Origin of the sequence: Leisingera sp. ANG59 (assembly GCF_013317235.1) — a bacterium.
In the GTDB taxonomy this organism is placed as follows: domain Bacteria; phylum Pseudomonadota; class Alphaproteobacteria; order Rhodobacterales; family Rhodobacteraceae; genus Leisingera.
This window is the reverse complement of sequence record NZ_WLCM01000003.1, coordinates 181,261-200,594: the sequence shown is the minus strand read 5'-3', so window position 1 is coordinate 200,594 and position 19,334 is coordinate 181,261. Positions and strand designations below refer to the sequence as shown.

Sequence of the window (19,334 nt, the reverse complement as noted above, 5' to 3'; positions counted from 1 at the left end):
CGGAGAGCAACCATGTATGACAAAATCCTGGTTCCCATGGCCCTGGATCACGGGGTTTCTGAAACGACGCTGGAGGCCGCCGCCACCCTGTGCAATCCGGGCGGGCAAATCACTGCACTGCATGTCTATGAGGCGGTGCACAGTTCCGTCACCGCCTACCTGGACGAAGACACCGTGCGCGAAGGCTACGACAAGGCCCGCCAGCTGCTCGCCAAGAAGACCGCAGGCCACGGCAATGTGACGGCAGAGATCGTCAAGGGCCGGTCCTACCGCGCCATTGTCGAATACGCGGAGAATCACGGCATGGACTGCATCGTCGTCGGCTCCCACAAACCCGGCCTCAGCGACTATTTCCTCGGCTCGACCGCTGCCCGCGTGGTCCGCCACGCCCCTTGCGCAGTCCACGTCTGCCGGACCGCATGACAACGAAACACGACACCCGAAGCAAAGGCTACCGACCATGAACATAGACAAAAGGATCGCTGACGATCTGGCCGCCAACGGCGTCTCCTTCGTCACGACCGTGCCCTGCAAGCAGCTGGCCGGCGTGATCGAGGAGATCGACCAGCGCGACGACATCTTCCACATCCCCTCCAACAAGGAGGACGAGGGCATGGGGCTCTGCGCCGGCGCCTGGATGGGCGGCAAGCGCCCGGCCATCATCATGCAGAACACCGCCATCGGAGTGACGATCAACACGCTGGCGACGCTGATCCAGTACTACCGGTTGCCGCTGCCGATGCTGATCTCCTACCGCGGCGAACTGCGCGAGCCGGTGGCCTGCCAGGTGGAAATGGCGGTGCATACCAAGGCGCTGCTGGCCCAGCTCAATATCCCGACCTACCACTTCCACTGGCAGAAGGATGTCGAGGAGCTGGACAACATCCTGAAATACACCTTCATGTGCAACAAGCCCGTTGCCATCCTGACCGACGCCAACTTCTGGGGAGGCTATGGCGACCAATGATCCGTTCTGAAATCCTGAAAGAGATCGCGCCCATCCTGCGGGACCAGCTGGTGGTCTGCAACATCGGCATTCCGTCACAGGAGCTGCACGCGATCGACGACCAACCAACCAATTTCTACATGCTGGGCACCATGGGGCTAGCCTCCTCCATCGGTCTGGGGCTGGCGCTGGCGCAGCCGAAACCGGTGATCGTGATCGACGGTGACGGCTCGATCCTCACCAACCTCGGCACCCTGCCCACCATCGGCAACAACGCGCCCTCCAACTACATCCTGATGATCGTCGACAACGGCTCCTATGGCTCCACCGGCGACCAGCCGACCTATACCAGCCAGCGCACCGACCTAGCCGCCATGGCCCGCGCCGCCGGCTGCACCCGGGTGGTGGAGGTGCAGGACAAGGACACCAGCCCGGCGCTGGAGGAGGCTCTGTCCAGCGGCGAAGCCACCGTGCTGGTGGTCAAATGCGACAGCGGCAACGCCAAGATGCCGGTGATCACGATGGACCCGGTGGTGATCCGCGACCGCTTCATGAAGGCCGTGGCCGGCTGATGGCCGCAGGCGCCATTCATTCCGCCGAGGATGCCCGCCGCCTGGCAAGGCGGCGGCTGCCCTGGATGGTGTTTGACTATATCGACGGCGCCGCCGGACAGGAAACCGGGGCGGCGCGTAACCGCGCTGCCCTGGACGCCATCACCCTGCGGCCCCGTATCCTGCGCGATGTCAGCCAGCGCTCGCTGGCCACCCGGATCTTTGACGCCGAGGCGGACCGGCCCTTCGGGATTGCCCCCATGGGCATGTGCAACCTGACGGCCCCCGGCGCCGATCTGATGCTGGCCCGTTTGGCAGCGCGCTACCGGGTGCCGCACGGGGTTTCCACCGTCGCCTCAACCCCTTTGGAATCCATTTTGGAGGCGGCAGAGGGCTATGCTTGGTTCCAGCTTTACTTCAGCGGTGACGGCACTGGCACCTTCAAGTTGGCCGAGCGCGCCCGAGTAGCCGGCTATCAAACCCTGGTGCTCACTGTCGATGTGCCCGAGGTCGGCCGCCGCCCACGCGAGTTGCGCCACGGCTTCAAGATGCCGTTCCGCATAGGCCCGTGGCAGTTCCTCGATTTTGCCCTGCATCCGCGCTGGTCGCTGGCGGCCCTGTTCAAGGGCAAGCCAGTGATGGCGAATTTCGAGATGGAGGGCTATGACTTCGACCGTACCGAAAGCCGGGCGCGGGCCACCTGGGACACATTGGCCCGGCTGCGCGATCTTTGGCCAGGGAAATTGGTTGTTAAGGGTGTGTTGGATATTGAAGATGCCCGAGCGCTGGTTTCTGCGGGCGTAGATGCCATCCAAGTCTCAAGCCACGGCGCACGCCAGTTGGAAGCTGCTCCAGCCCCGATCGACATGGTAGCAAAGATCCGCTCCGCACTTGGGCCGGACTATCCTCTGTTCTACGACAGTGGAATTCGGTCGGGCGAAGACGTCCTCAAGGCGCTTTCCGCCGGCGCTGATTTCATTTTCCTTGGGCGCATACTTCAGTTTGCAATTGCCGCCGGTAGCAGCCATGGCCTCGAGCAACTCTGGGCGGCCATCAGTGAGGAACTGAGCATTGCAATGGCGCAGACCGGATTGACGTCATTAACAAAGGAGAACTTCCGGGCCTGACTGGCCTAGCTTAAGGTTCTCAGGAAAGACCGGCTAGTTCGGATGCAGCCTTTTGCAGATCAGGCAAGAATTCCAGCAGGCCCCGTAGGCTGCGGCGCTGCACCGGGGCATGGACCGAGAGTGTTGCCATCAGGCGGCTGCGCGTGTCCATTACAGGGACAGCGACAGCAACCATGCCGGCAATGAACTCCTCATCATCGGTGGAGTAACCGAGGCTGGAAATCGCCGCCAGCTCTGCGCAAAGATTATCCGGATCAGTGCAGGTCTTGCTGGTCACTGCCTCCAGAGGTCGTGAACGAAGCACCGCCTCCAACGTGCTGAGCTTTAGAGTCGACAGATACATCTTGCCGCTGGCAGTGCAATGAAACGGCACCTGAGTTCCAACCGGCAACTGGATGCGCAGCGGCCATTTGGTTTCCACCCGGTCCAGGTAGACCATCCCCTCGCGGTCGGGAATGGCGAGGTTGCAGGTTTCGCCCAGCTCTTCGGCGACGCTCTTGAGGATGCTGAGGCGTGCCGTGCGCATATGCTCCGACGACATGGTGTTTTGCGCCAGCATGCGCAGGCGGGGGCCGGGCCCGTAGGCCCGCCCGTCCAGGTCGCGCTGCAGGAAGCCCTCAGCCTCAGCCGTTTGCATCAGCCGGTGCACGGTGGGCTTGGGCAGGCCCATGGCCTCGATCATCTCGGCCGGCTTCACCGCGACGCCGCGGCGGGCGACCTCCTCCAGCAGCACCAGCAGGCGCAGGTTGGTGGGGATCTGCCCCTCTTTCTTGTCCGGCGCATCCGCTGCCATCGCCGCCTCATCGCTATTTGTTGGGCAGCAGCACCAGCGCGAAATCGGGAACCAGCGAGACCAGCACCCAGACCCCGATCAGGGCTGCAAGGTAAGGCACGGTATAGCGGAGCAGGCGGAAATACGGAACACCGGTCACACCCGATGCGACATAGAGGTTCAGCCCGTAGGGCGGGGTGATGAAGCCGATGGAGGCGCCGACCAGGAAGATCACCGAGAAATGGATCGGATCGACCCCGACGGAGGCCGCGATGGGCGCCAGGATCGGCGCCAGGATGATGGTCACCGGCAGGCTTTCCAGCACCATGCCGGAGAAGAACACGATCACCATCGAGGTGAACAGAACCGCATGGTAGCCGCCCATCGAGGTGACAAACCCGCCGATCGCCTGCTGCGCGCCGAGGAGCGACAGGATCTGCTGCATCACCACGGAAATCGCGATCAGCGGTGCCAGGATGCCGGTGATCTGCGCCGAGCGCACCACGATGCCGGGGATCTGCGGGATGGTGAAGCCCTCGACCACCAGCATTTCGGCATAGGATTTCTCTTCCCAGGTTTTGCCGCTGCTGGCGCCGGTGATCCTGGTCACCACCCAGGACAGCACGCCTGCAATGACGCAGAAGCCGACGGTCACGCCCGCCGCTTCGGTGGGGGAGAACTTGCCGGTATAGATGCCCCACAGCACCAGCCCGATGGCAAAGAATCCGAGCCAAGCGCCGAAGGCGGTTTTCAGGACCCGGTTCAGCTGCAGCGGGATCAAAAAGCCCCAGCCGTTGCGGCGGCAGATGATCCAGCAGGCCAGCTGCATGCCGATGACCATCATCGCGCCGGGCAGGATGCCCGCGACGAACAGGTCGGAAATCGGCAGGTTCATCAGGAATCCGTAGACGATGAAGATGATCGACGGCGGAATGATGATGCCGACGGTGCCGCCTGCGGCTGCGGTTGCGGCCGAGAACCGCTCGTCATAGCCGCCCTTGACCATTTCCGGGTGCAGCATCGAGCCGATGGTGGCGGTAGTTGCCGAATTGGAGCCTGAAATCGCGGCAAACAGCCCGCAGGCGCCGAGCGAGGCCATCGCCAGCCCGCCGCGCATCCAGCCCAGGCAGGCATAGGCGAAATCGGACAGGCGCCGGGCAATGCCGGACTGGTTGATCAGGTCGCCGGTCAGGATGAACAGCGGCATCGCCAGCAAGGCAAAGCCCTTGTTGAAGACATTCAGGAGCTCGGCGCCCATGTTGTCGAGCGTCAGCCCCAGCACGAAGGAGCAGCCGATCACCCAATAGCCGATGACCAGCAACACCGGCACGCCCAGCATGAACAGGAAGGTAACCCCAAGCGAGATCAGCGTGACCCAGGTTCCCGTATCCATTACACGTCTCCTCCGATCACGGCCTGTTTGATCAGCGGCGCGCCGCTGCGGTAGTTGCGGATGTCGTCGGCGAGGTTTTCAAACACCCGGGCGATCATCAGGACAAAGGACAGCGGCGCGGTGATCAGGAACCACCACTGCAGCACGCTGTCGGTGCCCAGGACGATCTGGAAGTTGGAGGCCGACAGCGCGGTCAGCCGGGTGGTGGTGACAAAGACGATCACCGCAAGGCCGAACCACAGCACTGCATCCAACGTCAGGCAGCCCATCTGCGCCCAGCGGGGCATCACGGTGCGGAATTCCGAGAAGCTGAGATGGGTCCGCAGCCGCACGTTGAAGGCGGCCCCGAACCAGGCCATGATCATGAACAGGAGCGGCGGAATGGTGGTGGACCAGGGCTGCTGGTTTTTGAACACGAAGCGGTCAATCACCCCCCAGAAAATGATGAAGGCAATTGCCAGGTAGCTCCACACCATGATGGTGCGCTCCAGGTGCCGGTCCAAGAGCGGCACCAGCCGGTAGACCAGCATCACCAGAAGGCCGCCAGCAGCAGCGGCAGCGGTGCCCAGCACCCAGGCTGCGTTGCTCTCCAAAGCATTGCGGATTTCCCAGCTGTCCTGGGATGCGAAAGCGCTGAAAATGGCGCTGATATCCGGCCAAAGCTGCATCTGTTCCTCCCCTCATTGCCCCTGCGGTCCTGCCGGATCCTGCTGGGCAAACAAGGCCGGCGCAGTCTGGCGCCGGCCCCATGCTTTTTGTTCAGGGCTTTGTCAGCCCTTCCACCAGCGGCGCGGTTCCACGTTTTCGGGCTTCATGTCTTTGCCGACTTCGCGCGCGATGGTGTAGATTTCCTGATAGGTGTCGATGCCGCCGGCCCATTTGTTCAGGCGGTCGCGCCATTGCTCCCACAGCTGCGGCTGGAACTCGGGCGAGCACATTTCCTCGGCCATGCGGATTTCGCTGTCCGGCAGGAAGGCCGGGCGCACGCCGTGTTCCGCAAACACTGTGCCCGGAAGCTGCGGGTCGGAGAAGCCGACGGTCTTGACCAGCGCCGCCTCGTTTGCCGCCTGCACATGGGCCTGGGCCCAATAGGCGCTCTCCATCACCGCGTCCTGCAGATAGCCTTCGAGGCCGTCAAAGACCTTGGCCGACATCGAGGTGTGCTCGGTGCCGCAGAAGAACTTGAGGTCAACGGACTGCGAGACCACCGGCGCCATATTGGCATAGGCCACCGCGGAGGCCCAGGTTTCGGCGCCGTCGATCAGGCCCTGTTTCAGGCCGTCGAGGGTCTCTTCCCAGGCCACCGGCACCGGGTTCAGGTTCAGCGCGTTCATGGCGATCCGGCCCAGCTGGGTGCCGGTGACGCGATTCTTGGTTCCGAACAGCTGTTCCAGCTTGGTGATGGCGGGCTGGTCCTTGTATTTGAGGCCCAGCTGGATGCCGCGCAGCTCGCAATGGCTGAACAGGAACTTCAGCCCGTGGCGCTTCTCCAGCGGGTCGCGCAGGATTTCCTGGCTCTTGGGGTGATAGAGGAAGTGGTACTGGGACGCGCGGCCTGGGAACATGAAGGCATAGTCCAGCACGTTCAGGTAGGGTGCGCCGCCGGCCGAGTTCTGGGTCGAAGCGGCGTAGATGTCGACGATGCCCTGCTGGGTTTTCTCGACGCAGGACAGCTGGCCGCAGATCTGGTTGTCGCCGATGAACTCGATCCGGATCTCGCCGTCGGTGCGTGCCTCGAGGTCGCGGGCGAACTCCAGCGCGCCGGCGCGTTCAATCAGCAGGTTGCGCGCGTTGAAGCCCGAGGCGCCGAACTTCAGCGTGTGCTTGGCGGGCTTGGCGTAGCGCTTCTCATAGGTTGATTCCGCAGCCGAGGCGAGATTCGCCAGGCTCATCGCGCCGCCGAAGCCGCCTGCCGCCAGCAGGGTCGAGCTCATCCCGTAAGTCCCTGCCACACGGAACAGATCCCGCCGCGAAATGCGGCTCAGTTTGTTGGTCAGCCCCATAATTCTCCTCCCTAAGATCAATTATTGAGACGTTTCGTATCAAAAAACGCTAGACCAATTTGCGCATCCTGTATAGAAGTTTTTTCATCGAGAGTTCGGGAGGGATGGTTTTGGACGCGGATTTCATCGTCATAGGCGCAGGGTCGTCCGGCTGTGTTGTTGCCAACCGGCTGAGTGCGGATCCGCAAAACAAGGTGGTGCTGCTGGAGGCCGGCGGGCGCGACACAAACCCCTGGATCCACATTCCGGTCGGCTACTTCAAAACCATGCACAACCCGTCCGTTGACTGGTGCTACAAGACCGAACCGGACCCGGGCCTCAACGGCCGCTCCATCGACTGGCCGCGGGGCAAGGTTCTGGGCGGCTCGTCCTCGCTGAACGGGCTTTTGTATGTGCGTGGCCAGAAGGAGGATTACGACCGCTGGCGCCAGATGGGCAACCAGGGCTGGGGCTGGGACGACGTGCTGCCGCTGTTCAAGCGTTCGGAGGATCAGGAGCGCGGAGCTGATGAGTTTCACGGCACCGGCGGGCCGCTGGCGGTTTCCAACATGCGCATCCAGCGCCCGATTTGCGACGCCTGGGTGGCCGCGGCGCAGGAGGCAGGATACCCGTTCAATCCCGACTATAACGGCGCCGGGCAGGAGGGTGTCGGCTATTTCCAGCTGACCACCCGCAACGGCCGGCGCTGCAGCGCTGCGGTGGCGTTCCTGAAACCGGCGCGGAGCAGGCCCAATCTGCAGATCATCACCCATGCGATGGTGGAAAAGATCGGCCTGGACGGGCGCCGCGTGACCGGCGTGACCTACCTGGACAAGGCCGGCCGGCGCCAGACCATCACGGCGCGCAGGGAAGTGATCCTGTCTGCCGGCGCCATCAACTCGCCGCAGACGTTGATGCTCTCGGGGATCGGCCCGGCGGCGCAGCTGAAGGCCAACGGCATCGAGCCGCTGGTGGATCTGCCCGGCGTCGGCCAGGGACTGCAGGACCACCTGCAGGCGCGGCTGGTCTACAAATGCAACGAGCCGACGCTGAACGACGAGGTGCGCAGCCTGTTCAACCAGGCGCGGATTGCGCTGAAATACGCACTGTTCCGGGCCGGGCCGATGACCATGGCAGCAAGCCTTGCCACCGGATTCATGAAAACCCGGCCTGAGCTGGCGACCCCGGACATCCAGTTCCATGTGCAGCCCTGGTCGGCAGACAGCCCCGGCGAGGGGGTTCATCCGTTCTCAGCCTTCACCATGTCGGTGTGCCAGCTGCGCCCGGAAAGCCGCGGCGAAATCCGGCTGAACGGGCCGGATCCCAAGACCTATCCGAAGATCATCCCGAACTACCTGTCCACGAAAACCGACTGCCGGACCATCGTCGACGGCGTGAATATCGCCCGCCGCATTGCCCGGCACAACCCGCTGGCGTCCAAGATTGCCGACGAGTTCCGCCCCAGCGCTGACCTGGCAATGGAAGATTACAAGGGAACACTGGATTGGGCGCGCAGCAACTCGGTTTCAATTTATCACCCTACCGGAACCTGCAAGATGGGAACGGGGGAGAACGCAGTGGTAGATGAAAAGCTGCGCGTGTATGGCATCGAAGGGCTGAGGGTTGCCGATTGCTCTATCATGCCGGAAATAGTCTCCGGCAACACCAACGCGCCTGCGATCATGATCGGGGAAAAGGCCAGTGATCTGGTTGCCGAAACCGGATAACCCTTTACCGGAACCTATGAATAGCGCGCAGTAAGGCTGAGAAACCTAAGCCGTGCTTACCGTATCCAGACCTCTACCCTTCGATTGATCTGACGGCCCCAGCCGCTGTCATCGCAGGCCATCGGCAAAACTTCACCAAAACCCTCGGTCCGAATCTTCACGCGGCTGGCGTCTGCGGTTTCGGCCGATTTGATAACCGCGTCACGCACTGCGCCTGCCCGCTTCAGCGCGATCTGCCGGTTACCGTCTGCCGGTCCAACTCCGTCGGAAAACCCCGCGAACACAAGCTCCTGAGCATCAAACTCACCTGTTTCGAGTGCCCGGGCCAACTGTTCGATATTGCTGCGGGACTGGGCGTCAGGGCGCGAAGATCCCGGCTCAAACCGGAACGTGACAGTTATTCTCCGCATCCCTCCCAGCGCAGTCACCAGCCGCTGCAATTCCGCCAGACCACCCTTCTGTTCTGCAGCCAGAATAGCATTGGACAGGCGGTTTCCCTGACGGCTTACCGGAATCAGTTCCGGAGCCTGATCCACAAAACCGGCGCGGCGGATCACTGCCTGCGCAGCGGGTCCGCGCACATAAGCCAGGAAGTCGCGCGCGACCTTGGGCAGGCGCCGGGCCGGCAAATAAAGGAACATCGGCACTGTCAGAGGGTAATCCTCGGTTTTAACCGCCTGTCGGCTGGCATGCAGCGAAAATCCGCACGATCCTGTCAGAGACAAAACCCGTGCTGCGCCTTTCTCTGCATAGCTGGCAATACCGACGGCAAATGGATCGATCAAAATCCGCCGGACCAACGTGCTGCTGCGGTCATGACGGTTGATCCTGGATGTAAAGCCAGCGCCGAATGGCTCCATCAGCTTGTCCTCGACTGCCTGCGAGAGGCCCGAACCGGACACCGGCATATGAATACTAATGGGAGCATCAGGACCGCCAAGCTCCTGCCAGTTGCTGATTCGGCCGGACAGGATACCTGCCAGTTGCGGCAGGGTAATCTCGCGCACGGGATTGGCCGGCGCCACAAGCGGAACCAAGGCATCCAAGGCCAGGATGCGGCTGCGCCCAGTCCCGGTCAAATCTCCCAAACCTGCGGCCCGCGCGGCCTTTCTCTCCAGGAGCCGGATCTCACGCGTTGCCATCGCGACATCCGCCTCATCCGCAACAAGCGCTGCGAACCCGGCATCTGTATTGCTGACCGCAAAGGTAAACCGTGCGGCAGGTTTCTGCCCGCGCAGCAGGACATGACTGAAGTTGCCCCCAGGCAGCGGCTCCCGGCGTGTCTGGTAGCCATTGCGCAACGCAAAGCCTTCAATCAGCGCCGGCAACAGCACCTCCGACATGGCGGAAGATCCAGCAAAAGTGATCTCTGCAACAAAGGCAGACAGACTGGGGCATCCTGGCCCATCGCAAGCCACACCAGAGCCATCCACGGTGAGCTCACCGAACTGTGTCTGGACCCGGTAGAATTCGCCATCAAACCCCAGCAGCGTGCCGGTGATCTCAACTGTGCCATCCGGAGAAGAAAGGGTGACATCCTGAGCTGCAAGACCGCGTGCCAGGACTGTCAGAAAAAGTGCGGCACAAACGGCCGCACGCAAGAAGGTCATGTGGATACCTGAAGTTACCGCAAATCAGTTGGCGGCAATCTTCAGGTCTTCGAGAAGATTATTCAACACCAGAAAGCTTCCCTGAGCTTCGCAATCTGGCATTACCATCACCAGATCGCGGCTGCTGAGCCTGCCACCGGTCAATTGCAGCGCTTGTGCGAAAATATCCCGTCCGCAGTTTCCTCCGGTCACTTCGGCTTCTGCTGTCAAAGACACTGTTCCGGATTGACCCGGCAGGCTTGAGGGCAAGCTGTAAATTTCTGCGATCCTCGGGGCCAGAACGCTTTGTTCTCCCAGCCGGTCGATCCGGCCCATGCCAGCATGGTCCTCTGCACCGTGCCAGACGTGCCCCTCACCTCCATAAGCGGCACCGAATTCCCGTGCGTGCAATTCGAGCCCGCTATTACCGCTCCACTGCACAACGACACGCTCAAAATCTTCGATACCATCAATTTCGGCCACCGCTACGGCACCGGAACCGCTTTGAGTTTCGGCGATAAATACAGCAGTTCGTGTCAAGGCCGGCACAAAAGTTTCGTAACTGCCAGTGCCATCAAGGGAAACGGTGAAGCTCATTCCGCTGTGATGCACTGTAAGACGCTCGTTCCGGCGGCACGGGGCGTCAACGGACAGCTTAACCATCGCCAGAGGAGCTGCTTCGGCTTTAGCCGTCGTCTGGCAGGAGGCTTCAGTTACCGGTTCTGCCCTTGGCAAGCCAATTGATTCAGAAGACGGACCGGAAGGCGCAGAGGTCAGAGAAATCTTCTCGATCAGAAGGCTTGCCGTTTCCGGCTCCACAAATGTCCCAGCATCTGCGGCGGCGGGCTGGCCGGTTCCGCTGGTCCCCCAACGCGTTTCGGGTGCCTGCATATAGACGCCGATGCCCAAGGCACCTGCAAGCGTCAATGCACCCTTCAGCATTACCTGTTTGGTCAGCATGAAGCCCTCCTGAGACAGACTGCTTTTCACAGCCTGCCCCACAATGACGGCCAGTTTGTGGCTGCAAGCGGGAGAAAATCCGGCGAATTCCCAACCTTCGTTGCGGTCCTGGAAACAAATTCAGAGGCGCTCCCGCGCCTGCGGTTTTTGGGGCCGCGCAACGGCCTTAGGCCCGGCGCTGCAAACAGCACAGCTCCTGACGGGAGCGGTCTTTACCAAGTATCCTGTCACGCAGCCCGCCAAGGGCCGCGGAACCGGAGCCCGAAAGGAACGAAAGGTCAATCAGACCAAGCTACCGTGGCAATGCTTGAACTTCTTGCCGGATCCGCATGGGCACTTGTCGTTGCGCGAAGGATTACCCCATGTTGACGGGTCGTCCTCAACAAAACCTGGCGCGGTTGCGTCTGCCGACGCTTCCGCGCCAGTGGCTTGTGCTGCAATCTGCTGCATGGCTGCCTGACGGGCTGCCATCTCCATCAGCATCTGCTGCTGCTCTTCCTCAGTCATCGGACGCACCCGGCTGAGCTGCTGGGAGACTTCCTCACGCAGGCTGTCAAGCATGCTTTCGAACAGCTGGAAGCTCTCGTTTTTATACTCGTTCAGCGGATCACGCTGCGCATAGCCGCGGAACCCCACCACCGAACGCAGATGCTCCAGCGTCAGCAAATGTTCGCGCCATTTCTTGTCGATGGTCTGCAGCAGCACCTGCTTTTCGATGTTGCGCATGTTTTCCGGGCCGAAGGCCTCAGCCTTCTCCGCCATCATCTTATCGGACGCATCCACCAGCCGCTCGCGGATTTGTTCATCGTCAACACCTTCTTCAGCTGCCCAGTCTGCAACCGGCGCGTCAATGGACAGCATTTCGCGGACCTGTTCCTGCAATCCCTCCGTGTCCCACTGGTCAGCGTAGGTTTTTGGGGGCATATGGACGTCGAGAAGGTCGTCGATCACTTCATGGCGCATGTCATTGGTGATTTCTGACAGGTCTTCAGCAGCCATGATTTCGCGGCGCTGCTTGAAAATAACCTTGCGCTGGTCATTCATCACGTCGTCGAACTTCAGCACGTTTTTGCGCATGTCAAAGTTGCGGCCTTCGACTTTTGCCTGGGCTCGTTCCAGCGATTTGTTCACCCAAGGATGGATAATCGCTTCGCCTTCCTTCATGCCCAAAGACGACAGCAGCTTGTCCAGACGCTCAGAGCCGAAGATCCGCATCAGATCATCTTCGAGGCTGAGGTAGAAGCGGGTGCGTCCGGGGTCGCCCTGGCGGCCTGAACGGCCGCGCAGCTGGTTGTCGATACGACGGCTTTCGTGCCGCTCGGATGCCATCACGAACAGACCACCAGCATCCAGCACCTTTTGCTTTTCCTCCGCATGCTTGGCTTCTTCGGCGGCGCGCAACTCTGCCGGGTCGGCCTCGGGGTTGGCCGCCAACGCCTCCAGCACCTTCATTTCGACGTTACCGCCGAGCTGAATATCGGTACCGCGTCCAGCCATGTTGGTGGCAATGGTCACCGCGCCGTACCGGCCGGCATCAGCAACGATCTGCGCTTCCTGCTCGTGGTGGCGGGCGTTCAGGACGTTGTGCGGGATGCCTTCCTGCTGCAGCATCTGGCTCAGCAGCTCGGACTTTTCGATCGAGGTGGTGCCCAACAGGACTGGCTGGCCCTTCTCATGCGCCACCTTGGCTTCCTTTATCATCGCCTCATATTTCTCACGGGCAGTGCGGTAAACCTGATCATCCTCATCAACCCGCGCGATCGGACGGTTGGTCGGTACTTCAACCACGCCAAGACCATAGATTTCTGCAAATTCCTCGGCTTCGGTCATGGCAGTACCGGTCATGCCGGAAAGCTTGTTGTAAAGACGGAAATAGTTCTGGAATGTCACGGAAGCCAGAGTAGTGTTCTCCGGCTGGATCTGCACCTCTTCCTTGGCTTCGATGGCCTGATGCAGGCCTTCGGACAGGCGACGGCCCGGCATCATCCGACCGGTAAATTCATCGATCAGAACCACTTGGCCGTCGCGAACGATATAGTCCTTGTCCCTTTGGAACAGTTTATGCGCGCGCAGTGCCTGGTTCACGTGGTGAACGACTGTGGTGCTTTCCGGGTCGTAAAGCGATGTCTCGGCTTCCAGAAGCCCGTGCTCACGCAGAGTCTGCTCCAGGTATTCATTGCCGTCTTCCGTGAAGGTCACGCCACGGGTCTTCTCGTCGATCTCGTAATGGTCTTCCGCCAGCAGCGGGATCACCTTGTCAATCGTCGAATAGAGCTCAGAGCGGTCTTCTGCCGGACCGGAGATGATCAGCGGGGTGCGGGCCTCGTCGATCAGGATCGAGTCCACTTCGTCGACGATGGCAAAGTTGTGCTGCTTCTGGAACACCTGGTCCAGCGACGGTTTCATATTGTCGCGCAGGTAGTCGAATCCCAGCTCATTGTTCGTCGCATAGGTGACGTCGCTTTGGTAGGCAGCCATCTTTTCTGCATCAGGCTGGCCCGACCAGATCACGCCGGTGGTCATACCGAGCTGAGCAAACACCTTACCCATCCATTCGCTGTCACGCTTGGCCAGGTATTCGTTTACCGTGACCACATGCACACCCTTGCCGGTCAACGCATTGAGGTAGGCCGGAAAGGTCGCCACCAGGGTCTTGCCCTCGCCGGTCTTCATCTCTGAGATGTTACCCTGGTGCAGGAAGACACCGCCCATTAGCTGGGTATCAAAAGCACGCAGGCCCAGGGCCCGCTTGGCGGCCTCACGCACGTTGGCAAAGGCTTCGGGCAGGAGCGCATCCAGATTTTCGCCATCCAGCGCCCGCTTACGCAGTTCTTCGGTCTTGGCAATCAGCCCGTCATCGCTGAGCTTCGCGAACTCATCTTCCAGCCCGTTGATCTGCGCAATCAGCGGCCGTGTCGCCTTGACTTTACGGTCGTTAGGTGTACCGAAAACCTTTTTGGCGATTGTTCCGAAACCCAGCATATCTTCTCCAGCGATCCTATATCCGGCCTATGCATCGGGCAGACTTGCCCGCCGTGACCGCAACCCATAAACAATGTTGGAAAGACGGTCCTGCCAATGGCCTCAAGGCGATGTAAGCGGCAGGGTATAGAGTGTCAACGGCACGGCCCCTAACGGCCAAGGAATAGGAAGGTATCAATGCGTAAAGGTCTCACATTTCTGCGCGGTATGGCGGTTGCCGCCTGTGCTGCGCTGCCACTGGCCGCAGCAGCAGCTCCACATGCAAACACTGTGGTTGCCTCGGTAAATGGCGAGGAGATCACCATTGGCCACATGGTCATGGCACGCGAAAACCTGCCGGCGCAGTACAAGCAGCTGCCCGATGACGTTCTCTACAACGCAATCCTGGATCAGTTGATCCAGCAGACAGCATTGAAGCAGCAGCTTCGGGGCCAAGTGCCCCACTATGTCGAGCTTTCGGTCGAAAACGAACAACGCGCCTTGCTGGCAGCAGAGGTAATCGAAACAGTCATGGAGAAGGCCAGCAGCGAGGAGAAGCTGCGCGCAGCCTATGACGAGAAGTATTCTACCGGTGAAGGCGGCGATGAATTTCACGCCGCCCATATCCTGGTCGAAAGCGAAGAAGACGCACTGGACGTCAAGGCCGAGCTGGATTCAGGCGCTGACTTTGCCACCCTGGCTAAGGAACGTTCTACTGGCCCCTCCGGTCCTAACGGCGGCGATCTTGGCTGGTTCACCACAGGCCGGATGGTTCCAGAGTTCGAGCAGGCAGTCCTCAAACTGGGTTCCGGTGAGGTCTCAGATCCGGTCCAAACGCAGTTTGGCTGGCATATCATCCTGCTGAATGAGCGCCGCAAGACCGAAGCCCCCGAGTTCGAAGAAGTCCAGGCAGAACTGGCTGACGAACTGCGGCAGAAGGCTGTAGAAGAGCGAGTGAACGAGCTGACAGCCGCCGCGGAAATTGAACGGCCTGAGATTGAAGAGCTTGATCCGGCCATTCTCAAAGACCTCAGTCTGGTAAGGAACTGATCATGGCCAAATCCATGCCCGTTTCACCGCTGGCACCTGCTGGCTTCCCCGACCTCCCGGTGATCAAGGGAGTGCGCTTTGCAACCGCCGCCGCTGGGGTCAAATACAAGGGCCGCACAGACGTGATGCTGGCGGTCATGGACCCGGGTACCGCAATTGCTGGTGTCTTTACCCGCTCCAAAACCCGCTCGGCGCCTGTACTGGATTGTCAGGCCAAGCTGGGCGGTGCAGCAGACACCGGGGCAGCAATCCTGGTAAACTCCGGCAACTCCAACGCTTTCACCGGCCACTATGGCCAGACTTCGGTTGCGGAGATTACTGCTGCAGTGGCCGCGCAAACCGGCGTTCCGGCGGAACGCGTTTTCACCGCCTCCACAGGGGTAATCGGTGAACCGCTGCCGCATGACAGGATTGTCGCTAAGATCGGCGAATTGAGCAGCGCACTAGATGAAAACGCGCTGGAAGGCGCCGCCAGGGCCATCATGACCACGGACACCTTTGCCAAGGGTTCCTGCGCCACCGTCGGCATTGACGGCAAGACGGTTAAGATCGCCGGCATTGCCAAGGGCTCCGGCATGATCGCTCCAGATATGGCAACAATGCTGGTTTACATCTTCACCGATGCAAAGGTGGAACAGACAGCTCTGCAAGCCCAGCTGGTCGAAATTTGCGACCGAAGCTTCAACTGCATTACCGTGGACAGCGACACCTCCACCTCAGACAGCCTGATGCTATGCGCCACCGGTGCTTCTGGCGTGGATGCGACGGTCAACGCGGAATTTGCAGCTGGACTTGAACGGGTAATGCTCGACCTGTCGCACCAAGTAGTGCGTGACGGTGAAGGCGCCACTAAGTTCGTGGAAGTCCAGGTAACGGGTGCAGCTTCGGATGCAGAAGCCAAGATACACGGCATGGCGATTGCCAACTCTCCTCTGGTTAAAACCGCTATTGCCGGCGAGGATCCGAACTGGGGCCGCATCGTCATGGCAATCGGAAAGTCCGGCGCAGCAGCCGACCGTGACCTGCTGTCGATCTCATTTGGCGATGTTCTGGTCGCAGAGAAAGGGTGGGTCTCGCCCGACTACAAGGAGGAACTGGGCGCGGCGGAGATGAAAAAGCAGGAGATCTGCATCAAGGTGGATCTGGGCCTCGGTGACGGCACGGCCACTGTCTGGACTTGTGACCTGACGCATCAGTACATCTCGATCAACGCGGATTACCGGTCATGAAAACAGTTCTGGTATCGGCGGTGGCGCTCATTGATGTAGATGGGCGCGTTTTGCTGGCCCAAAGGCCTGAAGGCAAGTCCATGGCCGGCCTGTGGGAATTTCCCGGAGGAAAGATCGAATCGGGCGAAACGCCTGAGACAGCCCTGATACGCGAGCTGCACGAGGAGCTGGGAATCGACACCTGGGCCTCCTGCCTCGCGCCGCTGACCTTCGCCAGCCATTCCTACGAGGACTTCCACCTGCTGATGCCTCTTTTTGCCTGCCGCAAGTGGGACGGCATCCCGCAGGCCAAAGAAGGGCAAACGTTGAAATGGGTCCGGCCGCAAGACCTGCGCGACTATCCAATGCCGCCGGCAGATATTCCGCTGATCCCTATCCTGCGTGATTGGCTGTAAGGCGTTTGCGGCCCCGGCACAGCCGGGCAGCTACCCTTCCAAGGAGGTTGTTCGCATTTATTCGGTCACTTAACTGCCACAGTCCAGAAATTACTGGAAAAGTGCGCGGAACAGAAAAAGGCCCCGGTTTTCGAGCCGGGGCCTTTTCTTTCCGCAACTCCTCAGACGTTAGTCAAGGGTGCGGGTCACTTCCTCGCGCTCGAAGATCTCGATCACGTCATTCGGGCGGATATCGTCGTAGTTCTCAAACGCCATACCGCATTCCTGACCAGACTGTACCTCGGACACTTCGTCCTTGAAGCGCTTCAGGGTCTTCAGCGTGCCTTCGTGGATCACCACGTTGTCGCGCAGCAGGCGCACGCCGGCCGAGCGGCGGGCAACGCCTTCGGTAACCAGACAGCCGGCAACCTTGCCAACGCCGGTGACCTTGAAGACTTCCTTGATCTGCGCGTAGCCGATGAAGTTCTCGCGGATCTCCGCCGACAGCAGGCCGGAGGCCGCCGCCTTCACGTCATCTACCAGATCATAGATCACCGAGTAGTAGCGGATCTCCACGCCCTTCTGGTTGGCGGTGTTGCGGGCCGAGGCATTGGCACGGACGTTGAAGCCCATGATCGGCGCACCGGAAGCTTCGGCAAGGCCCACGTCGGTCTCGGTAATCGCACCGACGCCCGAGTGCAGCACGCGAACGCGCACTTCCTCGTTGCCGATCTTTTCCATCGCCTGAACGATGGCTTCGGCGGAACCCTGCACGTCGGCTTTGACCAGGATCGGCAGCTCGGAGACGTTTTCGTCTTCCTTGGCCTTGGCCATCAGCTGTTCCAGTGTGGTTGCTGCACCGGCAGCAGCGCGCTTGTCCTTGGCGGCCTGCTCACGGTAGGCGGCGATTTCGCGCGCCTGCGCTTCGGTCTCGGTCACGTTCAGAACGTCACCTGCTTCCGGAGTGCCGTTGAGACCCAGAACCTCGACCGGCACCGAGGGGCCGGCTTCCTGCACGCGTTCGCCCTTGTCGTTGATCAGCGCGCGGACCTTGCCGTACTGCTCACCCACAACAAAGATGTCGCCCTGACGCAGGGTGCCGTTCTGAACCAGAACGGTGGCTACGGGGCCGCGGCCCACATCCAGCTGGGCTTCGATTACGGCGCCTTGGGCGGCACGGTTCGGGTTGGCTTTCAGTTCCAGGATTTCCGCCTGCAGCGCGATGGCTTCCAGCAGTTCGTCCAGGCCCTGGCCGGTATGGGCCGAAACTTCGACGTCCTGCACTTCACCGGACATCTGTTCCACAATCACTTCGTGTTGCAGCAAATCCGTGCGGACCTTCATCGGGTCTGCGGCAGGCTTGTCGCATTTGTTGATCGCCACGATCATCGGAACTTCGGCCGCCTTGGCGTGGTTGATTGCCTCAATTGTCTGCGGCATGACAGCGTCGTCCGCTGCAACAACCAGAACCACGATATCGGTTACCTGAGCACCGCGCGAGCGCATCGAGGTAAAGGCCGCGTGGCCAGGGGTGTCCAGAAAGCTCAGCGTGGTGCCGCTTTCGGTTTTCACCTGATACGCACCAATGTGCTGGGTGATGCCGCCGGCTTCGCCGGCCACAACGCGGGCATTGCGGATCGCGTCCAGGATCGAGGTTTTACCGTGGTCGACGTGGCCCATGATGGTGATCACCGGCGGGCGCGGCTTCAGGTCGTCTTCTTTGTCTTCGACTTCCTTGATCACGTCCTCGACGTCAGCATCGGAAACACGGGTCACCTTGTGGCCGAATTCCTCAATGATAAGTTCGGCGGTATCGGCATCGATCGACTGGTTCTGGGTGACCATCATGCCCATCTGCATGAGCGACTTCACCACATCGGCAACACGCTCAGCCATACGGTTGGCCAGCTCGGACACCACAATCGTTTCCGGCAACTGCACGTCGCGCACAACCTTTTCACGCTCGACAGAGCCGCCCATCGCCTTCTGCCGCGCACGTTCCTGCTTGCGCTTCATAGCAGCCATCGACCGCTGGCGGTTGCCTTCACCGCCAGTTGCCTGGCCCAGGGTCAGCTTGCCGGAACGGCGGTTGTCGTCGCGGCCCTTGCCGCGGGACGGGCGCTGCTCACGCTCGCGCTCGGATTTGCGCGGTGTTGCGGCAGGTGCAGGCTTGTTCGGCGCAGAACGCTCAGCTTTCGCAGCCTCCGGTGCCGGAGCGGCTGCAGCACGTTTCGCAGCTTCTTCAGCTGCAATACGCTGACGCTCTTCTTCTTCAGCTTTAGCACGCGCACGCTCTTCCGCCTCGCGCTGCTCGCGTTCCTTGGCTTCCTGCTCCGCCCGGCGGCGCTCACGCTCTTCGGCGCGGGCCTTTTCTTCGGCTTCGCGCTGCGCGGCTTCCTCGGCCTCGCGGGCCTTGGCTGCCTGCAGTGCCTTCAGGCGGCGCTCCATTTCTGCGTCGCTAATGCCGGCAGGCCGGCGCGATCCGGATGTGGAAGGTGCAGCACCGCTGCCCCCCTTGGCCGCACCCGGCTTGGGAACCACAACGCGCTTGCGCTTGGTTTCCACCACGACATTCTTGGTCCGTCCATGGCTGAAACTCTGTTTCACGTTCCCCGGACGGGAACCCCCACGCAGACCCAGTGTCTTTTTGCCGTCACTATCGCTCATAAAGCT

General features: G+C 60.9%; 16 protein-coding genes. 8 read left to right on the top strand and 8 right to left on the bottom strand.

The genetic code is table 11. The features are described 5' to 3' along the window. The first annotated feature begins 12 nt into the window (after positions 1 to 12). Genes GKC28_RS04205 through GKC28_RS04190 form a run of 4 tightly spaced genes read left to right on the top strand, consistent with a single transcriptional unit; the run spans position 13 to position 2,624 of the window. Positions 13 to 423, top strand: coding sequence for a universal stress protein (locus GKC28_RS04205; RefSeq protein ID WP_174145338.1), 411 nt, complete (start codon positions 13 to 15; stop codon positions 421 to 423). Between the two features lie 37 nt (positions 424 to 460). After that, entirely contained in the window at positions 461 to 967 is a 507-nt protein-coding gene (gene comD / locus GKC28_RS04200) for a sulfopyruvate decarboxylase subunit alpha (protein WP_174145336.1), read from the top strand. After that, positions 964 to 1,518 carry a sulfopyruvate decarboxylase subunit beta gene (gene comE / locus GKC28_RS04195; protein WP_174145334.1) on the top strand — a complete coding sequence of 185 codons (555 nt, stop codon included), beginning with the start codon at positions 964 to 966 and terminating at the stop codon, positions 1,516 to 1,518. The genes comD and comE overlap by 4 nt, the downstream gene beginning before the upstream one ends. Next, entirely contained in the window at positions 1,518 to 2,624 is a 1,107-nt protein-coding gene (locus GKC28_RS04190; RefSeq protein WP_174145333.1) for an alpha-hydroxy acid oxidase, read from the top strand. Before comE ends, GKC28_RS04190 begins: the two co-directional genes overlap by 1 nt. Before the next feature lie 19 nt (positions 2,625 to 2,643). Here the strand turns inward: GKC28_RS04190 and GKC28_RS04185 are convergent, their stop codons facing one another. From GKC28_RS04185 to GKC28_RS04170, 4 genes are all read right to left on the bottom strand, one after another. Beyond that, on the bottom strand, positions 2,644 to 3,417 hold the full coding sequence (locus GKC28_RS04185) for an IclR family transcriptional regulator (protein ID WP_174145331.1): 774 nt from the start codon (positions 3,415 to 3,417) through the stop codon (positions 2,644 to 2,646). A gap of 13 nt (positions 3,418 to 3,430) precedes the next feature. Then, the gene (locus GKC28_RS04180; RefSeq protein ID WP_174145329.1) at positions 3,431 to 4,789 is read right to left on the bottom strand and encodes a TRAP transporter large permease; all 1,359 of its coding nucleotides are present in this window, start codon (positions 4,787 to 4,789) and stop codon (positions 3,431 to 3,433) included. Beyond that, positions 4,789 to 5,457, bottom strand: coding sequence for a TRAP transporter small permease (locus GKC28_RS04175; protein WP_174145327.1), 669 nt, complete (start codon positions 5,455 to 5,457; stop codon positions 4,789 to 4,791). The genes GKC28_RS04180 and GKC28_RS04175 overlap by 1 nt, the downstream gene beginning before the upstream one ends. A 102-nt stretch (positions 5,458 to 5,559) precedes the next feature. Further along, positions 5,560 to 6,792: a TRAP transporter substrate-binding protein gene (locus tag GKC28_RS04170; RefSeq protein WP_174145325.1), complete on the bottom strand. Its 1,233-nt coding sequence runs from the start codon at positions 6,790 to 6,792 to the stop codon at positions 5,560 to 5,562. Between the two features lie 104 nt (positions 6,793 to 6,896). On the opposite strand from GKC28_RS04170, the gene GKC28_RS04165 reads away from it, so the two are divergent. Beyond that, positions 6,897 to 8,498, top strand: coding sequence for a GMC family oxidoreductase (locus GKC28_RS04165; protein WP_217433967.1), 1,602 nt, complete (start codon positions 6,897 to 6,899; stop codon positions 8,496 to 8,498). Between the two features lie 56 nt (positions 8,499 to 8,554). Here GKC28_RS04165 and GKC28_RS04160 read toward each other — a convergent pair whose 3' ends face one another. From GKC28_RS04160 to secA, 3 genes are all read right to left on the bottom strand, one after another. Further along, a complete protein-coding gene (locus GKC28_RS04160) occupies positions 8,555 to 10,108 on the bottom strand; it encodes a phosphate ABC transporter substrate-binding/OmpA family protein (protein WP_174145321.1) in 1,554 nt (517 codons plus the stop codon). A gap of 24 nt (positions 10,109 to 10,132) precedes the next feature. Continuing rightward, the gene (locus tag GKC28_RS04155; protein ID WP_174145319.1) at positions 10,133 to 11,047 is read right to left on the bottom strand and encodes a hypothetical protein; all 915 of its coding nucleotides are present in this window, start codon (positions 11,045 to 11,047) and stop codon (positions 10,133 to 10,135) included. 282 nt (positions 11,048 to 11,329) lie between these two features. After that, on the bottom strand, positions 11,330 to 14,029 hold the full coding sequence (gene secA / locus GKC28_RS04150) for a preprotein translocase subunit SecA (protein WP_174145317.1): 2,700 nt from the start codon (positions 14,027 to 14,029) through the stop codon (positions 11,330 to 11,332). Between the two features lie 177 nt (positions 14,030 to 14,206). Here secA and GKC28_RS04145 point away from each other — a divergent pair, with 177 nt between their 5' ends. Genes GKC28_RS04145 through mutT form a run of 3 tightly spaced genes read left to right on the top strand, consistent with a single transcriptional unit; the run spans position 14,207 to position 16,682 of the window. Next, positions 14,207 to 15,058, top strand: coding sequence for a peptidylprolyl isomerase (locus GKC28_RS04145; RefSeq protein WP_174145315.1), 852 nt, complete (start codon positions 14,207 to 14,209; stop codon positions 15,056 to 15,058). Positions 15,059 to 15,060: 2 nt separating this feature from the next. Further along, positions 15,061 to 16,287: a bifunctional glutamate N-acetyltransferase/amino-acid acetyltransferase ArgJ gene (argJ, locus tag GKC28_RS04140; RefSeq protein ID WP_174145313.1), complete on the top strand. Its 1,227-nt coding sequence runs from the start codon at positions 15,061 to 15,063 to the stop codon at positions 16,285 to 16,287. Next, the gene (mutT, locus tag GKC28_RS04135) at positions 16,284 to 16,682 is read left to right on the top strand and encodes an 8-oxo-dGTP diphosphatase MutT (protein WP_174145311.1); all 399 of its coding nucleotides are present in this window, start codon (positions 16,284 to 16,286) and stop codon (positions 16,680 to 16,682) included. The genes argJ and mutT overlap by 4 nt, the downstream gene beginning before the upstream one ends. A gap of 168 nt (positions 16,683 to 16,850) precedes the next feature. Here the strand turns inward: mutT and infB are convergent, their stop codons facing one another. Next, entirely contained in the window at positions 16,851 to 19,328 is a 2,478-nt protein-coding gene (gene infB, locus GKC28_RS04130) for a translation initiation factor IF-2 (RefSeq protein ID WP_065268107.1), read from the bottom strand. Between the last annotated feature and the right edge of the window lie 6 nt (positions 19,329 to 19,334).

Excerpts from the sequence above, each read along its gene's own strand:
- comD (WP_174145336.1), top strand. The coding sequence starts at position 461 with ATGAACATAGACAAAAGGATCGCTGACGATCTGGCCGCCAACGGCGTC.
- GKC28_RS04185 (WP_174145331.1), bottom strand. The coding sequence starts at position 3,417 with ATGGCAGCGGATGCGCCGGACAAGAAAGAGGGGCAGATCCCCACCAAC.
- mutT (WP_174145311.1), top strand. The coding sequence starts at position 16,284 with ATGAAAACAGTTCTGGTATCGGCGGTGGCGCTCATTGATGTAGATGGG.
- GKC28_RS04165 (WP_217433967.1), top strand. The coding sequence starts at position 6,897 with ATGGTTTTGGACGCGGATTTCATCGTCATAGGCGCAGGGTCGTCCGGC.
- GKC28_RS04170 (WP_174145325.1), bottom strand. The coding sequence starts at position 6,792 with ATGGGGCTGACCAACAAACTGAGCCGCATTTCGCGGCGGGATCTGTTC.
- infB (WP_065268107.1), bottom strand. The coding sequence starts at position 19,328 with ATGAGCGATAGTGACGGCAAAAAGACACTGGGTCTGCGTGGGGGTTCC.
- GKC28_RS04205 (WP_174145338.1), top strand. The coding sequence starts at position 13 with ATGTATGACAAAATCCTGGTTCCCATGGCCCTGGATCACGGGGTTTCT.
- argJ (WP_174145313.1), top strand. The coding sequence starts at position 15,061 with ATGGCCAAATCCATGCCCGTTTCACCGCTGGCACCTGCTGGCTTCCCC.
- GKC28_RS04175 (WP_174145327.1), bottom strand. The coding sequence starts at position 5,457 with ATGCAGCTTTGGCCGGATATCAGCGCCATTTTCAGCGCTTTCGCATCC.
- GKC28_RS04160 (WP_174145321.1), bottom strand. The coding sequence starts at position 10,108 with ATGACCTTCTTGCGTGCGGCCGTTTGTGCCGCACTTTTTCTGACAGTC.
- GKC28_RS04190 (WP_174145333.1), top strand. The coding sequence starts at position 1,518 with ATGGCCGCAGGCGCCATTCATTCCGCCGAGGATGCCCGCCGCCTGGCA.
- comE (WP_174145334.1), top strand. The coding sequence starts at position 964 with ATGATCCGTTCTGAAATCCTGAAAGAGATCGCGCCCATCCTGCGGGAC.
- secA (WP_174145317.1), bottom strand. The coding sequence starts at position 14,029 with ATGCTGGGTTTCGGAACAATCGCCAAAAAGGTTTTCGGTACACCTAAC.
- GKC28_RS04180 (WP_174145329.1), bottom strand. The coding sequence starts at position 4,789 with ATGGATACGGGAACCTGGGTCACGCTGATCTCGCTTGGGGTTACCTTC.
- GKC28_RS04155 (WP_174145319.1), bottom strand. The coding sequence starts at position 11,047 with ATGCTGACCAAACAGGTAATGCTGAAGGGTGCATTGACGCTTGCAGGT.
- GKC28_RS04145 (WP_174145315.1), top strand. The coding sequence starts at position 14,207 with ATGCGTAAAGGTCTCACATTTCTGCGCGGTATGGCGGTTGCCGCCTGT.